The sequence below is a fragment of the Paraburkholderia megapolitana genome, from assembly GCF_007556815.1.
Classification (GTDB): domain Bacteria; phylum Pseudomonadota; class Gammaproteobacteria; order Burkholderiales; family Burkholderiaceae; genus Paraburkholderia; species Paraburkholderia megapolitana.
On the sequence record NZ_CP041745.1, the window covers coordinates 913,783 to 938,064 of the forward strand.

Below are 24,282 nucleotides of genomic sequence, written 5' to 3' on the forward strand. Positions count from 1 at the left end.
AACGGCCGACATGGCCGGCGCCGGCCCACCGGAATCCAGAGTAGAGACATCATGCAAGACTATCGTTTCGACACCGACTTTCTGCCCGCGCGTGTGGCGCGGCTTGCCGTCCAGACGCCTGCTACGACTGCACTCGTCGACACCGACGGCACGCTCGACTGGGCGACGCTATGGGCATGGTCCGGCCGCCTCGCGGCTGCGCTCGCTGACGCGGGCACGCAGTCCGGCGAGCGCGTCGCGCTCGCGCTGCCGCGTAGCGCGGCGCTCGTCGCGAGCATTCTCGCCGTGTGGCGCGTGCGCGCCTGCTACGTGCCGCTCGATCCGGCGTTGCCCACCGCGCGTTTGCGCTGGCAGGCGGAGGATTGCGGCGCACGGACGGTGATCGCGAGCGACGCGTCGGTGGCAGGCTGGCTGCCCGACGGTGTACGCACGCTCGATCCGGCAGCGACCCGCGAGTCGCAATCCGATGCCACTCACACCTTCGCCGCGGATGCCGCCGACGAGCGCGCCTTTGCGTGGCCCGCCTACGTGATCTACACGTCGGGTTCGAGCGGCCGGCCGAAGGGCGTCGTGCTGAGCCATCGTGCTCTGTCCGCGTATCTGCAAGGCGTGAGCGAGCGGCTGCCGGAAGGCATCCGCAGCGCGGCTTACCTGTCGACGCCCGCTGCCGACCTCGGCCACACCGCGCTGTTCGGCGCGCTATGGCATGGCTGGACGCTGCATCTGATCGACGCGCAGGTTGCGGCCGATCCCGATGCGTTCGCCACCTACATGCAGACGCAGGCCATCGATCTGCTGAAGATCGTGCCGAGCCATCTCGACGCGTTGATGCAGGCGCAGTCGCCGGAAGCGGTGTTGCCGGGGCGCTGTCTGCTGGTCGGCGGCGAGGCTGCGCCGACACGCCTCGCGGAACGCATCGCACAACTACGGCCCGAGTGCCGGTTGATCAATCACTATGGGCCGACCGAAACGGCAGTCGGTGTACTCACGCGCAGCGGGGCGGAAAGCCGCTCGGCAACCTTGCCGCTCGGCACGCCGCTCGCGCACGTGCGTGCGCGCGTTGTCGATGCGGACGGCAACAGCGTGCCGAAGGGCGCGACCGGTGAGTTGTGCATCGGTGGCGCGAGTGTCGCGGACGGCTATCTGAACCGGCCGTCGCTGACCGCCGAGCGCTTCGTGCCGGATGCCGAAGGCAACGGCACGCGCGTCTATCGCACCGGCGACCGCAGCCGCCGGTTGCCGAGCGGCGAGTACGCGTTCCTCGGACGGATCGACGATCAGGTGAAGATTCGCGGCTACCGCGTGGAGCCCGAAGAGATCGCGGCGCGTTTGCGCCAGGCGGACGGCGTGCGCGATGCGATCGTGATTGCGCGTGCGGACAGCGAGGACGCGCCGCTGCGGCTTGTCGGTTACGTGACGTCGTCGGTGCCGCTCGACGGCGATACGTTGCGCGCAACCCTCGCTGCCGATCTGCCTGACTACATGGTGCCGTCGTCGATCATGGTGTTGGCCGCGTTGCCGCTCACGGCGAACGGCAAGATCGATCGCGCGGCGTTGCCGGCCGAAGGGACGGTCACGTCCGCGGCGACGAACGATGTCGCCGCATCGACGCATGTCGAGCCGCGCAACGACGCGGAGCGCACGCTTGCCGACGTCTGGAAACAGGTATTGAAGCGCGACGACATCGGCGTCACCGATAACTTCTTCGAGATCGGCGGCGATTCGATCCTGAGTCTGCAGATCATCGCGAAGGCGCGCCGCGCCGGGCTCAAACTGACGCCGAAGCAGATGTTCGAGCATCCGACGATCGAAGCGGCGGCGCGGATTGCGCAACCGATGACGGCGGCGCCTGCCGTTGCTGCACCTTCTGCACCGCAAGCCCGTCCCGACGATGCATGGTTCGCACAAGCCGGCGTGACACGCGACACCGTCGAAGCTGTCTATCCTGCGACGCCGATGCAGCAGGGCTTGCTGTTCCACGGCATGCTCGACAGCGTGCCGGGTCTGTACATCGGACAACTGCGGCTTACACTCGACGCGCTACGTATCGACGATATGCAAAGCGCGTGGCAAACGGTCGTCGCGCGGCATCCGGTGTTGCGCACGCGCTTCTTCTGGCCGGCCGGCGGCGAACCGCTGCAGGTAGTCGAACGCAATGCAACGATTGCATTCGACGTGCATGACACCATCGCACTCGCCGCTGATGAATACGACACACGCTTCGCCGCCACACGCGATGCGATAGCCGCGCGCGGCTTCGATCCAGTCCATGCACCGCTGATGCGCGTCGACGTGTTCACGCGTGCCGACGGCGCCTGCGATCTGTTGTGGACACACCATCACGCGCTGACCGACGGCTGGAGCACCGCACAGGTGATTGCGGATGTCGCACGCGCGTACGGTGCGATCGTCGCGGGCGAGACGCCCGATCAAACGCCAGGCGCACCGTATGCGAACTACGTGCAATGGCTGCGCAGTCAACCGGACACGGGCGCCTTCTGGCGCGCGCGTCTCGCCGCACTCGACGACCCCGCTCGGCTCGTCGACGCACTCGGTCCGGATTTCCATGCGGCGGTCTCGAAGGCCGGCGCGGCCGGGTACAAAGACAGCGACCATGCCCCCGGTCTGCTCACGCATGAACTCGGTGCGACGCGTCACGCGGCACTGCTGCATGCGGCGCGCCGCGCGCGCGTGACGCTCAACACGCTTGTGCAGGGCGCATGGGCGCTCGTGCTGTCGCGTTTCGCGAGTCGCCCGCAGGTCGTGTTCGGCACGACCGTATCGGGCCGCCCGGCGGATCTGTCGGACGCGCAGGAGATCGTCGGCCTGTTTATCAACAGCTTGCCGCTGTGGGTCGACGTCGCGCCCGATGCGCCGCTCGCCACGTGGCTCGCCGCGTTGCAGGACCGCAATGCGGAGCTGCGCGAAGTGGAGCACACACCGCTCGCAAACCTGCGTCAGTGGACGGGTTTGAGCGGCGATGCGCTGTTCGACAGCCTCGTCGTGTTCGAAAACTATCCACTCGACGAAGCGGTCAATGCCGCGAACGCGGCGCTCGGTGTACGCGCAGTCGAAGCGCTGGACCGCACACATCTACCGTTGACACTCGTCGTCGCTCCACGCGATGCGGCCGCCGGTGCGAACGGTCTCACGATGCAGTGGCGCTGGGACGCGACACGCATCGAGGCCGACGGCATTGCGCGGCTTGCGCGTCATGTCGATGCCGCGCTCGACCGGATCGCGGCGGCGTTGACTTCATCGCATGAAGCGCACGATGCACACGCTACGCCGATCCGTCTGCGCGACATCGCGCTTGACGTAGAAGCTTCCACCGATGCACCGCCCGCGCAGTTCGCCTTCGAACCCGCGCTCGCACGCATCGCCGCGCAGGTCGGCGCGCAGCCCGATGCGGTGGCGCTGGTGTTCCCGCAGCCGGACGGCGCCGTATCGACGCTGACGTATAGCGAACTGCACGCGTGGTCCGCGCGCATCGCGCGCGCCTGCGCGGCGGTCGTTACGAAAACGCGCCGCGACGGCGAACGCCGTATCGGCATCGCCATGGGCCGCACGCCCGCGCTCGTCGCCGCGATTCTCGGCGTGTTGCGTGCCGATGCGGCCTACGTGCCGCTCGATCCCGCTTACCCGGACGACCGGTTGCGCGACATCGCGCTCGACGCCGGTCTCGATGCGATCGTCACCACCGATGCGGAACGTGCGCGCTTCGCAGCGCTCGTACCGGGCATCGACCTGATCGACGCGGTGTCCGCGGATCGGAACGGCGAGCATGCGCACGTCGCAATCGACCGCGTGCCACATCCGGAGCAGCTTGCGTATGTGATCTACACGTCCGGTTCGACCGGGCGGCCGAAGGGCGTCGGTATCACGCACGCCAACCTGACGCGTCTCTTCACCGCAGGCGACCGCTTCTACACGTTTGGGCCGTCCGATGTATGGCCGTTGTTCCACTCGTATGCGTTCGACGTGTCGGTGTGGGAGCTGTTCGGCTCGCTGACGCATGGCGGCCGGCTCGTGGTCGTGCCGCACGATATCGCGCGCGATGCACCTGCGTTGCAACGCCTGCTGCGCGAGCAGCGCGTGACTGTGCTGAACCAGACGCCGTCGGCGTTCATGCCGCTGTGCGAGATCGATGCGGAGATTGCGCGGCGCGATCCGCTTGCAACGATGGAAACGCTGCGCTATGTCGTCTTCGCTGGCGAGAAACTCGATCCACCCGCGCTCGCTAACTGGTTCGTGGCACGCGAGGAAAACGGCATTCCAGTGCCAGCGCTGATCAACATGTACGGCATCACAGAAACGACAGTGCACGTAACGTTCCGCTCCCTCGGGCGCGGCGATATCGTGCGTGCCGAGGCGCCGAGCGTGATTGGCGGTCCGTTGTCGGACCTGACGCTGACGGTGCTCGATCCGTTCGGCGAGCCGGTGCCGGTCGGTGCGGCCGGTGAACTGCATGTCGGCGGTGCGGGGCTCGCGCGCGGTTATCTTGGCCGGCCGGGGCTGACGGCCGCGCGCTTCGTGCCCGATCCTGCCGGTGCGCCGGGGGCGCGCGTGTATCGCTCGGGCGACGTCGCGCGACGTCTGGCGAGCGGCGACATCGACTATCTCGGCCGCAACGACAGTCAGATGAAGGTGCGTGGCTTCCGGATCGAAGCGGGTGAGGTTGAGGCGGTGCTGCGCACGCATGCTGACGTGCGCAACGTTGTCGTGCTGGTGCGCGATCAGCGCCTGGTGACGTGGATCGTGCCGGCCGCAGGTTCCGCGCTGACCGCGGATGCCCTGCGTGCGTTTGCCGCACGCACGCTGCCTGCGCATATGGTGCCGTCGGCGTATGTGCTGCTCGACAGTCTGCCGGTGACGCAGAACGGCAAGCTCGACCGGCGCGCGTTGCCCGCGCCGGAAGATGGCGCGGCTGGCGCGCCGTACGTTGCGCCGCGCGATGCCACCGAAGCCGCGCTCGCATCGATCTGGCAGCAGGTGCTGGGCGTCGAGCGTGTCGGTGCACACGATGACTTCTTCCTGCTCGGCGGTCATTCGCTGCTCGCGGTGCGGGTGATTTCGGCGATCCGTGCGACGTTCGGCCATGCGCCGACCCTGCGTGCGGTGTTCGAGCAACCGGTGCTGGCGGATCTTGCGGCGAGTGTGCGCGATGCGCAACGAACCGGCGAAGCGAGCGCAATCGTTGCGCCTGCCGCGGACGCGACGAAAGACGTTGTCAATTTGCCGCTGTCTGCGGCGCAAACACGACTGTGGTTCCTGTGGAAACTCGATCCGCACAGCGCCGCGTACAACGTGAACGGTGCGCTGCAATTCGACGGCGCGCTGGATGTGGCCGCGCTGCAAGGTGCGCTCGATGAACTGGTCGCGCGTCATCCGGCACTCCGGATGCGCTTCGGTGAAACGCAGGGTGTGCCGTATCAGACGATTGGTGCCGGGAGCCGTTGTGCGCTGCTGGTCGCCGATCTGTGCGATGAGCAAGACGTGGCGACCGCACTCGACACACAGCTCGCCGAACTCGCACGCAAGCCGTTCGATCTCACCGTCGATGCGCCGATTCGCGCGACGCTGCTGCGTACCGCAGCGGATCGTCATGTGCTGCATCTGGTGCTGCATCACATCGTCAGCGACGACTGGTCGGTCGGTATTCTGTTCGCGGATTTCGCCGCGGCGTATCGCCGTCGATTGAGCGGCGCAGTGCAACCCCACGCGGCGAATACTGCTGCGGATGCCGCCTACCGCGACGTATTGCGCGCCCAGGCCGCCCGTCTTGCCGATGGGCGCGACGCCGCGCAGCTCGCCTACTGGCGCGATGCGTTGGCAGCCGAATCCGGCAGTGACGACGTGCTCGCGCTGCCGTATGACCGCACACGTAGCGGTGCGCGTCGCTATGTGCGCGGTGCAAGGACACACGTGCGTGTGCCTGCAAACACCGCGAACGCGCTACGTACCCAGTCGCGCGAACGTCGCACGACGTTGTTCATCACCCTGCTGGCCGCGTTCAACGGGCTGCTGTATCGCTACTCGGGGCAGCGCGACATTCGCGTCGGTGTGCCGCTCGCGGGCCGCGATGCACCGGGCGCCGCCGATGTAGTCGGCTTCTTCGTCAACACGGTGGTGATCCGCACGGCGCCGGACGGCGAGATGCGCGCGGAGCGCCTCGTCGACGACGTGCGCGAGCGGCTGCTGGCTGCGCACGCGAACCAGGATGTCCCGTTTGCGAGCGTCGTGAATGCGGTGCAGCCGGAGCGCAATCTCGCGCAGACGCCGCTGTTCCAGGTGCTCGTCAATCATCAGCAGCACCATGACTTCGGCACGCTGTTCGGCGACGCGCTGCGCGTCACGCCGCGCGAGGTCGAGAGTGGCGAGGCGCAGTTCGATCTGATGCTGAACATCGCGGAAACCGCGGATGACGGTGCGCTCGACCTGACGCTGACGTACGCACAGGACGTGTTCGATGCGACGACGATCGATCGGCTTGCGAATAATTTCGTCGGCTTGCTGACGCAATGGAGTGCTACGCCGCATACACCGCTTGCATCGTTCAAGCTGGCAGAACAAGCGGATTCGCAGGCCGTAGTGCACGACCGGAAAGACCCGCTCGACATCGTGTCGCGCTTCATCGAGCAGGCGGCGCAGCATGGCGATGCGGTTGCACTCAGCGACGGCGCTACGCAGATTACGTACGCGCAACTCGATGCGTGGTCGCGCGCCATTGCTGCTGAACTGCTGCTGCAGGGTGTGCACGCGGAAACGCGTGTCGGTGTGGCCATGCAGCGCTCGGCGGGTCTCGTCGCTGCGTTGCTCGGCATTCTGCGTGCGGGCGCGGCCTACGTGCCGCTCGATCCGTCGTATCCCGCCGAACGTCTCGCGCATATCGTCAGCGATGCACAGCTCGGTCCGATCGTCGCCGATGCAGCGAGCCTCGAGCAGCACGCGGCGTTGTTCGCCGCGCATGCGACGCTCGATGCAGACGCGCTGCGTGATAGGAAACTCACGGCATCCGCCGGCGCCGATTTCCGTGCACCGCATCCTGAGCAGCTTGTGTACGTGATCTACACGTCGGGTTCGACCGGTTTGCCGAAAGGTGTCGGCATCACGCATCGCAACGTCGCGCGGCTTTTCGATGCCACTGCGGCGCGCTTCGCATTCGATGCGCACGACGTATGGACGCTGTTCCACTCGTACGCGTTCGACTTCTCCGTGTGGGAAATTTTCGGCGCGCTGGTGCACGGCGGTCGTCTTGTGATCGTGCCGCACTGGACTGCGCGCGAACCTGCCGCATTCCATCGCTTGATTCGCGATGAGCGCGTGACGGTGCTGAACCAGACGCCGTCCGCGTTCACGCAGTTGATCCACGAGGACGAAAACAATACGCTCGATTCGCTGCGCGCCGTGATCTTCGGCGGCGAGCGGCTCGATCCGGCGGCGCTCGCTCGCTGGGCCGACGGGGCGCGTGCACGCGGTGTGCTGCCGGCACTCGTCAACATGTACGGCATTACCGAAACGACCGTGCACGTCACGCATCGCGACATCGACGCGACCGCGTTGCACGATGCGCGCAGCGTGATCGGCGCAGCGCTCGACGATCTGACGCTGCATGTACTTGACGCCGACCTGAACCGCGTGCCACTCGGTGCGAGCGGCGAGATGCACGTCGGCGGCGCGGGGCTCGCGCGTGGCTATCTGGGCCGCGCGGCGCTGACGGCCGAACGCTTCGTGCCGGACCCGTTCGGAGCGCCGGGCGCGCGGCTGTATCGCTCGGGCGATCTTGCGCGGCGTCTCGCGGACGGCGACCTCGAATATCTTGGCCGCAACGATCATCAGGTGAAGATTCGCGGCTTCCGTATCGAACTCGGTGAAATCCAGGCGGCGCTGCTGGCGCATCCGGATGTGCGTGAGGCAGCGGTGCTTGCGCTCGATACGGCCGGTGGCGATCGTCGGCTGGTTGCGTATGTGGTCCCGACCAACCCGGATCTGGACGCACAGGGCAACGCCGAAGACTGGCAGACCTGGCTGTCCGCGCGATTGCCCGCGCACATGGTGCCGTCCGCGTTCGTCGCGCTCGCGCGCTTCCCGCTGACGCCGAACGGCAAGCTCGACCGGCGTGCGTTGCCGGCACCGGAAACGGTGGCCACGACGAGCGCCGCAGTCGCGCCGTCCACGCCCGCGGAAGAAACGCTGCTCGCAGTGTGGCGCAACGTGCTGCGCCGCGACGACATTGGCGTGACCGACAACTTCTTCGTGATCGGCGGCGATTCGATCCTGAGTCTGCAGATTGTCGCGAAGGCGCGCGAAGCAGGACTGCATCTGACGCCGCGTCAGGTATTCGAAGAGCCCACCGTCGAGCGACTCGCGAAAGCCGCGCAGATGTCGACGCAGGTCGCGACTGCCGCGCTGCCCGACGACGAGCGCAGCGCGAACAGCGAACTGTGGCGTGCGCTCGGTCTGACGCCGGAGCACATCGAGGACGTCTATCCGGCGACGCCGCTGCAAACCGGGCTGCTGTATCACGCACTCGCGGAACCGGAGCAGCGTGCCTATCTGAACCAGTTGCGTCTGACATTGTCGGGACCGCTCGATCGCGCGGCAATGCAAGCCGCGTGGCAGGCAGCGCTCGAGCGTCATGCGGTGCTGCGTACGCGCTTCGAGTGGCGGCATGGCTCGACTCGCAGTTCGGCCGGCTCGCAGATCGTGCATCGTCGGCTCGTGCTGCCGTTCGCGGTGCACGACTGGTCGGCGGCAACCGACTACGACGCGCGTCTGACAGAGTGGCGCGAGCGCGATCTCGCTGCCGGCATTGAGCTCGATGTGGCGCCGCTCATGCGCACTGCGCTGTTTATCCGCGATGCGCAGACGGTCGACCTCGTGTGGACGCATCATCACTTGCTGCTCGACGGCTGGAGCGTTGCGCAACTGCTGGGCGAGATTCTGCGCGACTATCGTTCGCGGACCGATGGTGCGACTCCTGCGCCGGCGACCTTCGTCGCACCGGCTCCGTATCGCCGCTACGTCGACTGGCTGCAACAATCGGCCGACGATGCCGCTACCGAAGCATGGTGGCGCAAGCGCGCCGCACAGATCGAAGAACCGGCGACGCTCACCTCGAGCCTCGGCGCGCCCGCGGTCATCGAACCGGGCGCGCATGCGGTACGCCGTGCGCTCGATACATCGCTTGGCGAACGTCTCACCGATGTCGCGCGCCGTCATGAGGTGACGCTGAACACGCTGATGCAAGGCGCCTGGGCTGTGGTGCTCGCGCGCTACGGACATCGCCGCGGCATTGCATACGGGACGACGCTCGCGGGACGTCCCGCGCATCTGCCTGGTGTCGAGCAGATGCTGGGTCTCTTCGTCAACACGCTGCCCGTGTGGATCGACGTCGATCCGAACGCGCAGGTCGGCGACTGGCTGCGCACCCTGCAACGCGATCTGACCGACCTGCGTCAGTACGAGCACACACCGCTTTCGCGCGTGCAGCAGTGGACCGGCCGTAGCGGCGATGCGCTATTCGACAGCCTCGTCGTATTCGAGAACTATCCGGTCGATCCGGCTGCGCGCGGCGCAGACGACGCACTGCGTGTGAGCGCGACTGAATCGGTCGATCCGACGCATTACCCGCTCGCGCTATCGATCATTCCGCGCGAACGGATTTCGCTGGAATGGGCGTGGGATGGCGAGCGTATCGATCGATCGACGATCGAGCGGTTGTCGTTGCATTACGTTGAGGTGCTGGAGCAACTGGCGGCGGGAGAGGGGGTGCGGGTGGGGGCGCTGACGCTAGGCTCGGTGGGCGAAGGTCAGGCTGCACAGCAGTATGCATTTGCCTCGCTCGGCGAGCAGTTGGGCGCGCAGGCAGCGCGTTCACCGGATGCAATCGCGGTGCGCTGCGAAGACGCCTCGCTAAGCTACGCGCAACTCGACGCATGGTCGGGTGCGATTGCTGCACGCCTCGTCGCGCGCGGCGTGCGAGCCGAAACACGGGTAGGCCTGTGCGTGACGCGCGGCCCGGCGATGCTCGCGGCGCTGCTGGGTGTGATCCGCTCGGGTGGCGCGTTCGTGCCGCTCGACCCGGAGTATCCGGCCGCGCGTCTCGCGCAGATGATTGAGGATGCGGCGATCGTGCAGGTACTGGCCGACGACGCGAGTGCGCAACGCGTGGCTGACGTGCTGGCGGGCTGTGAAGTGGTGCCGGTGGCGTTTGACGGTGTCGCTGTGGTTTCGCCCGCTGTGACACTGCACCCGGACCAGCTGGCGTACGTGCTGTACACGTCCGGCTCGACCGGTAAGCCCAAGGGCGTAGCAGTCAGCCATGGCTCGCTGTGGACCCACCTGCAGGACTTCCTGCAGACGTACCGCATCACCTCCGCCGATACGGTGCTGCACTCGTCGACGATCAACTTCGACGTGGCACTGCACGAAACGCTGCCCGCCCTGCTCATGGGCGCGACGGTAGAAATGCGCGGCGTCCAGCCGTGGGACCTGCAGAGCCTGAGCGAGCGTCTGGTGCAGCGTCAGGTGACGTTTGCGCGTATCCCGACCGCGCTGTGGCAGCAGTGGCAGCGCTCGGCGCCGGCGCGCGAGTCGCTGGCGCTGCGCCAGGTGACAGTCGGTGGCGAGGCACTACCGGGCGATGCGCTGGGCCGCTGGCAGTCGGGGCCACTCGGCGGGATCCGGCTGGACAACCTGTACGGGCCGACGGAAACGACGGTGGCCGCGCTGTACCGCGAAACACTGACAGAGGATGTACAGCAGGTGACGGTGCCGATCGGCAAACCGTACCCGGGCCGCACGGCGCGCGTGATCGATGCGTTCGGCGATGCGGCACCGGCGGGCGGTCTTGGAGAGCTGTGCATCGGTGGGCCGACCGTGGCCCGCGGTTACCTGGGCCGGGCGGCCCAGACAGCGGAGCGCTTCGTACCGGACCCGTATGGTGAACCGGGCTCACGGCAGTACCGCAGTGGCGACCTGTGCAGGATGCGGGCAGACGGCACGGTGGAGTTCCTCGGACGTCTGGACCAGCAGGTGAAGCTGCGTGGCCAGCGTATCGAGCTCGGCGAGATCGAGGCGGTGATGCGCCAGTGCGCGGGCGTGCGCGAGGCGGCGGTGATCGTCACGGGAGCGGGCGAGCGGCAACGGCTCGCGGGTTATATCGCGGGTGACGTGAATACGGACGTCGTACAGCGCGAACTGGAACAGAAGCTGCCGGCCTACATGGTCCCGTCGACACTGACGGTGCTGGAGAAACTGCCGGCGATGCCTAACGGCAAGCTCGACCGTGCGGCGCTGCCGGCACCGCAGGCACGAGAGCGCGAGCAGGTCGTACCGCGCAACGCAACGGAAACCTCATTGCTGTCGATCTGGTCAGCAGTACTCGGTCGCGACGACCTGGGCGTGACGGATAACTTCTTCGAGGTGGGAGGCGATTCGATCCAGAGCCTGCAGATCATTGCACGGGCGCGGGAGGCGGGATTGAAGCTCACGCCGCGTCAGGTGTTCGAGCATCCGACGGTGGAGCGGCTGGCGTTGCGGGCCGAAGCGGTCGAAGCAGGCGCACAGGACGAAGCAGAGATCACCACGGAGCTCCCGCTCACGCCGATCCAGCAGTGGTTCTTCGAGCGCTACCCGCAGGGCGAGTCGCACTGGAACCAGTCGGTGCTGCTGAAGGTGGAAGGGCGGCTTGATCCGCAGGCGCTGGAGCAGGCGGTCAACGCACTGGGTGCACGACACGATGCGTTGCGGTTGCGCTTCGGAACGACACAGGAAGGCTGGCGTCAGCGGGTGATTCCCGCAGCGGCAGCAGAAGAGCACACGCTGATCCATCGCGAGACGCTGAACTCGCTGGAAGAACTCGACGCAGCAGGTCAACGCGTGCAGTCGAGCCTGAGCCTGACGGAAGGTCCGCTGTGGCGTGTCGGTTACTTCGAGGCGCCACAAAACGAAACACGGCTGCTGGTGGCCATCCACCACCTGGCGGTAGATGGCGTGTCGTGGCGCGTACTGCTGGAGGAATTGCAGACGGCGTACGCACAGGCCGAACGTCGCGAGACAGTCGCACTACCCGCACCATCGACATCATGGAGTGCATGGGTACGCCGCGTGCACGACTACGCACACACACCCGCGGTACAAGCCGAAGCTGAAAAATGGCAGCAGGTATCGGAAGCACTCGACGCCGCGCATCTGCCGTTGCTCCCTGCCACCAACACGCGCATCGCCGACAGCGAAACGATCGAATGGACGCTCGCCGCCGACCGCACGCGCGAACTGCTGCAAACCGTGCCGCGCGCCTATCGCACGCGCACCGACGAACTGCTGCTCGCCGCACTCGCGCAGGCGCTCGGCGCCTGGAGCGGGCTCGATGAAATCGCCATCGAACTCGAAGGACACGGTCGCGAGGATCTGATCGACGGCGTCGATCTGAGCCGCACTGTCGGCTGGTTCACGACACGCTTCCCGGTGACGTTGCCGGCGAAACAGGCCATCGCGGGGACCGCGCTCGTCGCAGTGAAGGAGCGCCTGCGCGCGGTGCCGAACAAGGGCATGCATTGGGGCTGGCTCGATGCCGCACAAGGTCAGCGTCGCGCGCCAGTCAGCTTCAACTATCTGGGCCGTTTCGACCAGTCGCTCGACGAAGATTCGCGCTTCGCGTTCAGCGCCGAACGGGCAGGCAGCAGCCTCGGCGCCGCCGCGCGTCTCGACTACGCGCTCGATCTGAACGGCCTTGTCAGCGGTGACGAACTGGTGCTGCGCTGGCGTTTCGATCCCGCGCGAATCGATCGTGCGACGGTGGAACGACTCGTTGCCGCGTTCGATCGCGAAGTGCTCGCGATGATCGCGCATTGCGTCGTGGCGGCACCTGGCGCGAGCGCGTCGGATTTCCCGCTGTCCGGTCTCGACCAGGCGCAGTTGCAGTCGCTCGATCTCGCACTTGGCGGGGTCGCCGATATCTACCCGGCCACGCCGTTGCAGCAGGGGCTGCTGTATCACAGCCAGTTGCAGCAGGGGCAAGGCGTCTACTTGAATCAGCTGCAGTTGACACTGCGCGGACCGCTCGATGCAGCCGCACTGCGCGACGCGTGGCAGGCCGCAGTGGCGCGCCACGAAATGCTGCGGACGCGCTTCGAATGGCGACATGGCGGCAACGCGCTGCAGATCGTCGAGCGTCAGGCGGTGCTGCCGTTCGCGATGCACGACTGGAGCGACGTGTCGGATCTCGCCGACTACGACGTGCGCCTCGCTGCATGGCGCGCAGAAGATCTGTCCGCGGGCGTCGAACCTTCGCGCGCACCGCTGATGCGCATCAACGTATTCCGTCGTCCCGATGGCGGCCACGATCTGGTGCGCACGCATCATCACGTGCTGACCGATGGTTGGAGCGGCGCACGGCTCTTCGCCGAAGTGCTCGACGACTATGAGCGTAGAACGCAGCGCACCGACACGAGCCGTGCGAAGGCCGCGCCCGCATCGCCGCCGCCGTATCGACGCTACGTCGAATGGCTCGCGAAGCAACCCGATCCGCGCGACTGGTGGATCGAACGTCTCGCGGCCGCCGACGATGCCGCGACGCTCACCGGTAGTCTCGCCGCACCGCAGGCCGACACGACGGCGACGAACGTGCAGCAGAAATTCACAGTGACGCTCGATGCCGCACTCGATGCGCGCGTACGTCGTGCCGCGCAGCGTCATCAGGTGACGCTCAACACGCTGATGCAGGGCGCGTGGGCCGTGCTGCTCGCGCGGCTCGGCGGCAAACGGTCGGTTGCGTTCGGTGTCACGGTGTCGGGGCGACCCACAGCACTCGCGGGTTCGGACGAGATGTTCGGCTTGTTCATCAATAGTCTGCCGGTGTTTATCGGCGTGCCCGGCGATGCAAGCGTGCCTGCGTGGCTGCGTTCCTTGCAGGACTACAACACGCAGATGCGCGAGGTCGAGCACACGCCGTTGTCGTCGTTGCAGCAGTGGGCGGGCCGCAGCGGCGATGCGCTGTTCGACAGCCTCGTCGTGTTCGAGAACTACCCGGTCGCCGCGCGTTCGGGAACGCCCGCGCAGGACGCGTTGCGCATCGACGGTGTGGATGCCGTGGAGCGTACGCACTATCCGCTGACGCTGACCATCTTGCCGTCGAACGGGCTCGATCTGCATTGGGGCTGGGACAACCGACGGCTGGCGCGCGCCCAGGTCGAAGCGTTGCAGCGGCAGTACGTTGCGCTGCTCGCTCAACTGAGCGACGACACGCCGCGCCGGCTTGGCGATCTCGCGGTGCCGCACGATGCGATGCAAGCGGAGGCGCTGCCCGCCTACACGTTCAAGCCGATGCATGCGCGCTTCGAAGAGCAGGCCGCCCGCACGCCGCAACGCATCGCGGTGCGTCAGGGCGAGACGTCGGTCGATTACGCATCGCTTGCGAACTGGGTGGTCTCGCTCGATGCGCGACTGCGCGACAGCGGCGTTGCGCGTGAAGAACGCGTGGCCGTGTGCATGCGTCGCGCGCCGGCGATGCTCGCCAGCATGCTTGCGGTGTGGCGCAGCGGCGCGGTCTACGTGCCACTCGATCCGGCGTTCCCGCTCGATCGTCTGCAGCACATGCTCGTCGATGCGGGCGTCACACGCGTGCTGACCGACGCCGATGGGACGCAACGGCTCGGTGCGTTGCTCGACGGGCGCATCGCGATCGATGTCGGCAATGTGCACGATGTGCCGCCAGCTACGGTTGCCCCCGCTGCATTGCCGTTCGTGGATCAGCAACTGGCGTACGTGATTTACACGTCCGGTTCGACCGGTCGGCCGAAGGGTGTTGGTGTGCCGCACGGTGCGCTCGACCGGTTGCTCACGAGTGTCGGTCACGTGCCTGGGCTCACACCTGACGACGTGCTGCTGTCGGTGACGACCGCATCGTTCGATATTTCGCTGAACGAGTTCTGTCTGCCGCTCGTGAGCGGTGCGTGCATCGAACTCGCGGATGCCGCAACAACTGGCGACGGTGCCGCGCTCGCGCGCCTGATCGACAGCAGCGGCGCAACGTTTCTACAACCGACGCCGAGCGGCTGGCGTCTGCTGCTCGAAGCGGGCTGGACAGGTCCGGCAAGCGGCAAGCTGGTGGGCCTCGCGAGCGGTGAGCCGTTGCCGCCCGATCTGGCGGAAGCGCTCAATGCGCGCGGCGTCGAAGTGTGGAACATGTACGGTCCAACCGAGACGACGATCTGGTCGACCGGTGGCCGGGTGCCCGCGCACGCACCGGTGACGATCGGCCGTGCGTTGCACGCGACCACGTTGCGCATCGTCGATGCGAGCGGCCAGGCGACGCCCTCGGGCGGCACCGGCGAGCTGTGTATCGGCGGCGAGAATCTCGCGCGCGGCTATCTCGGCCGGCCGGGTGTAACGGCGGAGCGCTTCGTGCCCGATCCGTGGGGCGCGCCGGGTGCACGCATGTATCGCACCGGCGATTTGTGCCGCGAGCGCCCCGATGCGACGTTCGACTGTCTTGGCCGCGTCGACCAGCAGGTGAAGCTGCGTGGTTACCGGATCGAACCGGGCGAGATCGAAGCGGTGTTGCGCAGCCACGAAGGCGTGCTCGACGCGGCGGTGACGCTCGTTGCGGCGAGTGGCGGAGCGGAGGCACGGCTCGTCGGTTACGTCGTGAGTGCGAGCGATGCGCTGCCCGACGACTGGCGCCGCATGCTCGCGGGACGACTGCCCACGTACATGATTCCGGCGGCGCTGCATCGCGTCGACGCGCTGCCGCGTACCGCGAACGGCAAGCTCGATCGCAACGCGCTGGCGCGGCTCGAAGTTGCGAGCGACGCGTCGTGGGTCGAACCGGCCAGCGACAGCGAACGGCTCGTCGCGCAACTGTTCGGCGACATGCTGGGCGTCGCGCGAGTCGGTGCGCACGACGATTTCTTCGCGCTTGGCGGTCATTCGCTGGCGGCCGTGCGTGTCGTGGCGCGCTTATCGGAGCGCGCAGGACGCAAGGTCGAACTCAAGTTGCTGTTCGAACACCCGACGCCTGCTTCGCTCGGCGCGCTGCTCGATACGCATGACGTGAACACTCAACAGGGTGCAAGCGAGGCCGGCAGCGATGCCGACATGCAGGCGCTCGACGATCTGTTCGATGCACTGGACTGACATGACGCACATAGCGATGCGAAACGCGCTTCATCCATCCGACCCACTGACTTCGCACGTGCGGTGTACCGCATGTGCTTCGAACCATGCCGAGTGACACAACCTTGACGCTTGACCGCCGCACGCCCGGCGACGCGGATTCTGCGAAACCCGCGGGTTCTGCGAATTCCGCGAGTTCCGTGACTCCGGACCAGCCCGCCGACGCGTCCGCGCAGCAGCGCGCCTATGCAATCGCGCGGAAATACGCGGCGTTGCCGGAAGACCGGCGACGTCTCTTTCGCGAGAAGGCGCAGCAGCAGGGCATCGATCCCGCGCGCTTGCCGGTGGTGCCGCTCGTTTCCAGTCACGCATCGCGCTATCCGCTGTCGCATGCGCAGGAGCGTCTGTGGTTTTTGTGGAAGCTCGATCCGCAGAACCCCGCGTACAACCTCGCGCGCGCGGTGCGGCTGACAGGGGCGCTCGATGTGCCCGCGTTGCGTCGCGCGATGGCGGCGCTTGTCGCGCGGCATGGAGCGTTGCGTGCGCGGTTCGTCGAAGAGCAGGGCGTCGCATCGCAGTGGATCGATGCGACGGCCAGCTACAGCTGGCGTGAAATTGCGCTCGACGATCCCGACGCGTTGCGCGACACGCTGCGTGAGCTGGCACGCGAACCGTTCGATCTTTCCGCCGGGCCGTTGCTGCGCGCGAGTCTCGTCGCACTCGGTGGCGAGCGTCACGCGTTGCTGATCGCCACCCATCACATCGTGTCGGATGGCTGGTCGCAGGGGCTGCTGGTGCGCGAGCTGGTCGCGTTGTATCGCGCGGCGCGCCAGGGCGACACCGCGGATCTCGCTGCGGCTTTGCCGCCGCTGCCGATCCATTACGGCGATGTGGCCGCATGGCAGCGCGAATGGCTCGACAACACGATCGAGAGCGATCTCGCGTACTGGACGCAACAGCTCGGCGGCGACCGGCCGGTGCTCGAACTGCCGCTCGACCGTCCGCGCAATGCGGTGCGCGGCATCGATGGCGGGCGTTGCCGGATCGATGTCGATGCATGGCTGGCGGGCCGGTTGCGCGAACGCGCGCGCGGTCGGCGTACGACGTTGTTCACATTGCTGCTCGGCGCGTATGCGGTGCTGCTGCATCGCTACGGAGGACAGCGGCATGTGCGGATCGGCGTGCCTTCGGCAGGGCGAGATCGCAGCGAGACCGAAGGGCTGATCGGTTACTTCGTGAACACGCTGGTGATCGAAGCGGAAGTGGATGGCGCACTGCCGTTCGATGCGCTGCTGGATACGCTGCATACGCGCGTGCTGGACGCGCAGGCGCATCAGACGGTGCCATTCGGCCGCATCCTCGACGAGCTGAAAATTGCGCGCGACCTTGGCCGTTCGCCGCTGTTTCAGGTGATGTTCAATCTCGAGCAGGCGGGCGGCAATGAAGCTGCGGCGACGATGCCTGGTGTGACCGTCGAAGCCGAAGAAGGCGGTACGGACACGGCGCGCTTCGATCTCGTGCTGAACGCGGTCGACGATCGCAGCGGGCTGAAGCTGATGTTCAACTATGCGACTGATGTGTTCGATCGATCGACGATCGAGCGGTTGTCGGTGCATTACGTTGAGGTGCTGGAGCAACTGGCGGCGGGGGATGGGGTGCGGGTGGGGGCGCTGACGCTGGGTTCTTCTGCTGGAGTGGATGTCGCACAGCAGTACGCGTTTGCCTCGCTGGGCGAGCAGTTGGGCGCGCAGGCAGCGCGTTCACCGGATGCAATCGCGGTGCGCTGCGAGGACGCCTCGTTAAGCTACGCGCAACTCGACGCATGGTCGGGTGCGATTGCTGCACGCCTGGTCGCGCGCGGCGTGCGCGCCGAAACACGCGTGGGCCTGTGCGTGACGCGTGGCCCGGCGATGCTCGCGGCGCTGCTCGGCGTGATCCGCTCGGGTGGCGCGTTCGTGCCGCTCGACCCGGAGTATCCGGCCGCGCGTCTCGCGCAGATGATTGAGGATGCGGGGATCGTGCAGGTGCTCGCCGATGACGCGAGTGCACGACAGGTAGCCGATGTACTGGCGGGTTGTGAAGTGGTGCCGGTGTCGCTCGATGGCGTACCTGCGGCTGCACCTGTGGTTGCCTTGCACCCGGACCAGCTGGCGTACGTGCTGTACACCTCGGGCTCGACCGGCAAACCCAAGGGCGTAGCAGTCAGCCACGGCTCGCTGTGGACCCACCTGCAGGACTTCCTGCAGACATACCGCATCACCTCCGCCGATACGGTGCTGCACTCGTCGACGATCAACTTCGACGTGGCACTGCACGAAACGCTGCCCGCCCTGCTCATGGGCGCGACGGTAGAAATGCGCGGCGTCCAGCCATGGGATCTGCAGAGCCTGAGCGAGCGTCTGGTGCAGCGTCAGGTGACGTTTGCGCGTATCCCGACCGCGCTGTGGCAGCAGTGGCAGCGCTCGGCGCCGGCGCGCGAGTCGCTGGCGCTGCGCCAGGTGACAGTCGGTGGTGAAGCACTACCGGGCGATGCGCTGGGCCGCTGGCAGTCGGGACCGCTTGGCGGGATCCGGCTGGATAACCTGTACGGACCGACGGAAACGACGGTGGCCGCGCTGTACCGCGAAACACTGACAGAGGATGTACAGCAGGTGACGGTGCCGATTGGCAAACCGTACCCGGGTCGCACGGCGCGCGTGATCGATGCGTTCGGCGATGCGGCACCGGCGGGCGGTCTTGGAGAGCTGTGCATCGGTGGGCCGACCGTGGCCCGCGGCTACCTGGGACGGGCAGCGCAGACAGCGGAGCGCTTCGTGCCGGACCCGTATGGTGAGCCGGGCTCGCGGCAGTACCGCAGTGGCGACCTGTGTCGCATGCGGGCGGACGGCACGGTGGAGTTCCTCGGACGTCTGGACCAGCAGGTGAAGCTGCGTGGGCAGCGTATCGAACTGGGCGAGATCGAGGCGGTGATGCGCCAGTGCGCGGGTGTGCGCGAGGCGGCGGTGATCGTCACGGGAGCGGGCGAGCGGCAACGGCTTGCTGGCTATATCGCAGGCGATATCGACACGGGCGTGGTGCAACGCGAACTGGAGCAGAAGCTGCCGGCCTACATGGTCCCGTCGACGCTGACGGTGCTGGAGAAGCTGCCGGCGATGCCCAACGGCAAGCTCGACCGCGCGGCGCTGCCGGTACCGCAGGCACGCGAGCGCGAGCAGGTGGGCGCACGCAATACGACAGAAGCGAACCTGCTGTCGATCTGGTCGGCGGTACTCGGTCGCGACGATCTGGGCGTGACGGATAACTTCTTCGAGGTGGGAGGCGATTCGATCCAGAGCCTGCAGATCATTGCGCGGGCGCGGGAGGCAGGATTGAAGCTCACGCCGCGTCAGGTGTTCGAGCATCCGACGGTGGAGCGGCTGGCGTTGCGGGCCGAAGCGGTCGAAGCAGGCGCACAGGACGAAGCAGAGATCACCACGGAGCTCCCGCTCACGCCGATCCAGCAGTGGTTCTTCGAGCGCTACCCGCAGGGCGAGTCGCACTGGAACCAGTCGGTGCTGCTGAAGGTGGAAGGGCAGCTTGATCCGCAGGCGCTGGAGCAGGCGGTCAGCGCACTGGGCGCAAGGCACGATGCGTTGCGGCTGCGTTTCGTGCAGACGGAAGCGGGCTGGCGTCAGCGGGTGATTCCCGCAACCGATGTTGAACAGAACGCACAGGAACACGCACTGATCCATCGCGAGACGCTGAACTCGCTGGAAGAACTCGACGCAGCAGGTCAACGCGTGCAGTCGAGCCTGAGCCTGACGGAAGGTCCGCTGTGGCGTGTCGGTTACTTCGAGGCGCCACAAAACGAAACACGGCTGCTGGTGGCCATCCACCACCTGGCGGTAGATGGCGTGTCGTGGCGCGTACTGCTGGAGGAATTGCAGACGGCGTACGCACAGGCCGAACGTCGCGAGACAGTCGCACTACCCGCACCATCGACATCATGGAGTGCATGGGTACGCCGCGTGCACGACTACGCAGGCCAGGCCGATCGCGTCGCAGAACTCGCGTGGTGGCAAGCCACACTCGATACACCGTCGCTGCGCAGCGGTCCCGTCTTTGCACCACTTACGCCAACGGCCACGCCGCAGAAAACACTATCGTGGAAGCTATCGCCCGAACGCACCTCGACGCTACTGCGCGAGGCGCCGCGCGCGTACCGCATGCGCGTCGACGAAGTACTACTCGCAGTGCTGGCGAGCGTCGTCGGGAGCGAAACGGGCCGTAGCGAACTGCTCGTCGAACTCGAAGGGCACGGCCGCGAGGACGTGATCGACGGTGTCGATCTGAGTCGTACTGTCGGCTGGTTCACGACGCAGTATCCGGTTGCGTTGCCGTGTCACGGTGAGCCTGGCGAAGCGTTGCATCGCGTGCGCGAGCGGCTCGCAAGCGTGCCGCGGCGCGGCCTGAACTGGGGGCTGTTGTTCAACGGCGCGGATGCCGCGAGCCACGCTGCGCTTGCCGCGCTGCCGGTGCCCGAAATCAGCTTCAACTACCTGGGCCGCTTCGACCAGACGTTCCAGTCGGCGAGCCGTTTCGACTTTGCGGGCGAATCGTCGGGCGAAGCGGTCGCGGCATCGACGTTACCGCCGGATCGCGCGCTCGACGTCAACGGCTGGATTGCCGGCGACTCGCTCGAGTTGACGTGGGGCTACGCGCCGCAACACGTGTCCGATGCGCTCGCCGCGAAACTCGTGGCGGCGTTCGATGCAGCGCTTGCCGCGGCGCTCGATCATCTGTGCGCAGCCGCCGCGAACGCGGACGAACCGGCGACACGCCCGGCTATCCCGCTGTCTATCGATCCACGCAGTGTCAACGATGGTGTGATGACGAGCTGGATCGAACGCGCGTCGCTCGAGGCGTCGTTTGCACCACCCGCGCCGGAAGCACTCGCGCAATGGTTGCGCAGCACCGCTTCGTCGCGGACCGCGTTGCAGCCGGTTGTGCCGCTCAACGCGCTCGGCGCACCGCATACGTTGTTCTGTCCGCATCCGGGGCACGGGATGATCGGCGAATACCGGACGCTCGCGCACGCACTCAACGGCCGCGCCACGCTGCACGCGATCCAGGCACCTGGTTTGCGCGATGAGCCATGGCACGGCAACACGTTCGAGGCACTCGCGGCGCATTACGTCGCAAGCGTCGAAGCTGTGCAGCCGGTGGGCCCGGTCGCGCTACTAGGCTGGTCGTTTGGCGGACGGCTCGCGATCGCCATGGCCGCGCTGCTCGCACAACGTGGCCGCGAGGTGTCGTTTGTCGGCATCGTCGATACGGCGACGCATTGGGAGCGCGACGCGGAGTCGGACACATCGCCCGACGACGATCCGGCGACCACCGACGCACGCGCGGCACTCGACGCAACGTCGTCGTTACTCGGCGCCGCATTCGCCGCCGACGCACTGCACACGCAGCTGCTCGAGCAGCACGTGCTGCCGCACGTCGCCACCGATCTGCACGTGTGGCGTGCGCTGCGCAATACCGCCGATCCGCGTCGCCGGATGGACTGGGCGCAGCAGACCACGGGACGCACGGTCGACCACCCGGTCGACGCGACACACACGAGCATCGTCCATCACCCGGCGTTGCTCGACGCGCTGGTCGCACGGTTCTCCTGAACCGGGAAAAAGACGGGAAAGGGTGGCGAACGCGGGTTCGCCGCCCCGTTCCAGACTAGCGCCGATTTGCCGCCACCCCTTTCCTGGCGGGCGTTTGCCCGAATTGCTGTACTGCCCTCAGGGGTTTTATTGATTTTGAATGATATTGATTCTCGTTTGTATTAATATGCAGCGTTTATCGCAAAAACCCATCGGAAAACTCTCATCGGCGGCACTGCCGGCTCGTTATCGGTTCAATCGGGGAAGTCAAAAAAAATGAGGAAGCAACAGGTCGGAAAGTCTTTTGGGCTGCGTTTGCGGCCGGGTCACGTCGCGCTGATGCTCGGCGTCATGGCGCTCGCCGCGCGGGCGCAGGAGGTCGCGCCTGCCGCTACCGCGCCGGCACCGGCGAAGGGTGCTTCGTCCGTGTCGGCGACTGCGACGGACTCGCACACGCTGCCGGCGATCAAGGTCAATAGTTCGGCGCAAAACCCGCAAGGCCCCGGTGTCGGCTACGTCGCAAAACGCTCGAAGACCGGCACGAAGACCGACTCCGCGTTGATCACGAATCCGCAGAGCATCTCGGTCGTTACGCGCCAGCAGATGGACGACCTCGGCGCGCAGACCATCGATCAGGCGCTGCGCTACAGCGCGGGTGTCTACACCCAGGATGGCACCGACGTGCGTTTCGACCAGTTGCGCGGCCGCGGCTTCGATCTCGATTCGTACCTCGACGGGCTGCATCTGTACCAGTCGCCGCGCTTCGCGACACCGCGTATCGACCCGTACTTCCTCGAACGCATGGAAGTGCTGCACGGGCCGGCGTCGGTGCTGTACGGGCAAGGTAGCCCCGGCGGTCTCGTCAACTACGTAAGCAAGCTGCCGACCGAAGAGCCGTATCACGAAGTGATGATGCAGGCCGGCAATCACGATAACTACCAGTTGGGCTTCGACTTCAGCGGTCCGGTCGATGAAGCCGGCACGGTGCTGTATCGCGTGACGGGTATTGGCCGCACGGCGGAAACCCAGGTCAGCGCGATCAAGGACCAGCGAATCGCGATCGCGCCGTCCGTGACGTTGCGCCCGAACCGCGACACGACGTTTACGCTGCAAGGCAGCTTCCAGCGCGATCCGAACGGCGGCCTGTTCAATCCGGTCACCGCGAGCGGCACGATCATCTCGAACCCGAACGGCCACATCAGCCCGGGCCAGTACTTCGGCAATCCGAATACCGACGACATGCAGCGCACGCAGTACTGGTTCGGCTACCAGTTCGACCAGCGCCTGAACGACACCTTCAGCATTTCGCAGAACCTGCGCTATCTGCACATCGACGAGCGCTACTACCAGACCTCGATCACGAGCGCGCCCGCGGCCGACAATCGCACGGTGTACCTGTGGTCGAATACCGACGACGAGCACTACTCGCAGTTCGAAGTCGATACGCACGGACAGGCGAAATTCGCGACCGGTCCGGTTCAGCACACGGTGCTGCTCGGCCTCGACTATCAACGTACGTTGCTCGGCGACAGTTACGGCGGTGGCATTGCCGGTACGGTGAACATTTTCAATCCGAATGTCTCGGGCCTGAAAACGATCACGGCCAACCAGCGCGGCGACTGGTCGTCGAGCACGGTGGGTCTCTATCTGCAGGATGAAGCGCGCTATCGCAACTGGGTGCTCACAGTCGGCCTGCGCGAGGACTTCGTCGGCACGAACCAGCAGTTCACTTCGCCGGCCAACTCGTTCCCTCCGACAGGTCTCAATCACGCAAACGATCACGCGTTCACGTACCGCGCCGGTCTTGCGTATGAGTTCGACAACGGCATCGTGCCGTTCGTCAGCTACGCGAAGTCGTTCCAGCCGATCCTCGGTTCGACGTACAGCGGCGCGGCGTTCACGCCGACCACCGGCAAGCAGGTCGAAGCCGGTGTGCGTTATCAGCCGAAGGGATTCGACGGTTACTTCTCGCTGTCGGCGTACAACCTGACGCAGGACAACGTCTCGACGACCGACCCGCAGCACCAGCAGTTCTCGATCCAGACGGGCCAGGTGCGCTCGCGCGGTATCGAAATGGAAGCGCACGCGAACGTCACCGAAAACGTGAAGCTGATCGCGTCGTACTCGTACCTGAACCAGATCGTCACCGAGAGCACGACGGCCAACTACGGCAAGCGCCCGACCTATGCGCCGCGCCATACCGCCGCGCTGTGGGCCGACTACACGTTCCATCAAGGGCCGCTGCGTAACTTCGGCTTCGGCTCGGGTGTGCGCTATGTGAGCCAGAGCGAGGGCGACCAGTTCGATTCGTTCCAGGTGCCGTCGCGCGTGCTCGTCGATCTCGGCGCGCACTACACGCTGAAGGACTGGACGCTCGCGTTGAACGTCAACAACCTGTTCAACCGCGAGTACATCGCCTACTGTAACCTCTCGTCCGTATGTTTCTGGGGTTCGACGCGGACGGTTCTCGGCACCGCGCGTTATCAATGGTGATGGTCAGATGCTGTCGATTCACATGCAAGGCAGG

3 protein-coding genes are annotated in these 24,282 nt (G+C 66.4%); all 3 read left to right on the forward strand.

Annotation, left to right across the window (positions count from 1 at the left end):
* Positions 1-51 precede the first annotated feature (51 nt).
* The 3 genes from FNZ07_RS17565 (at position 52) to FNZ07_RS17575 (ending at position 24,248) form a co-directional block, all read left to right on the forward strand.
* Positions 52-16,140 carry a non-ribosomal peptide synthetase gene (locus tag FNZ07_RS17565; protein ID WP_144269475.1) on the forward strand — a complete coding sequence of 5,363 codons (16,089 nt, stop codon included), beginning with the start codon at positions 52-54 and terminating at the stop codon, positions 16,138-16,140.
* An 86-nt stretch (positions 16,141-16,226) separates the two neighbouring features.
* Entirely contained in the window at positions 16,227-21,776 is a 5,550-nt protein-coding gene (locus tag FNZ07_RS17570) for a non-ribosomal peptide synthetase (RefSeq protein ID WP_144269476.1), read from the forward strand.
* Between the two features lie 255 nt (positions 21,777-22,031).
* On the forward strand, positions 22,032-24,248 hold the full coding sequence (locus tag FNZ07_RS17575) for a TonB-dependent siderophore receptor (protein ID WP_245811415.1): 2,217 nt from the start codon (positions 22,032-22,034) through the stop codon (positions 24,246-24,248).
* Positions 24,249-24,282: the final 34 nt, after the last annotated feature.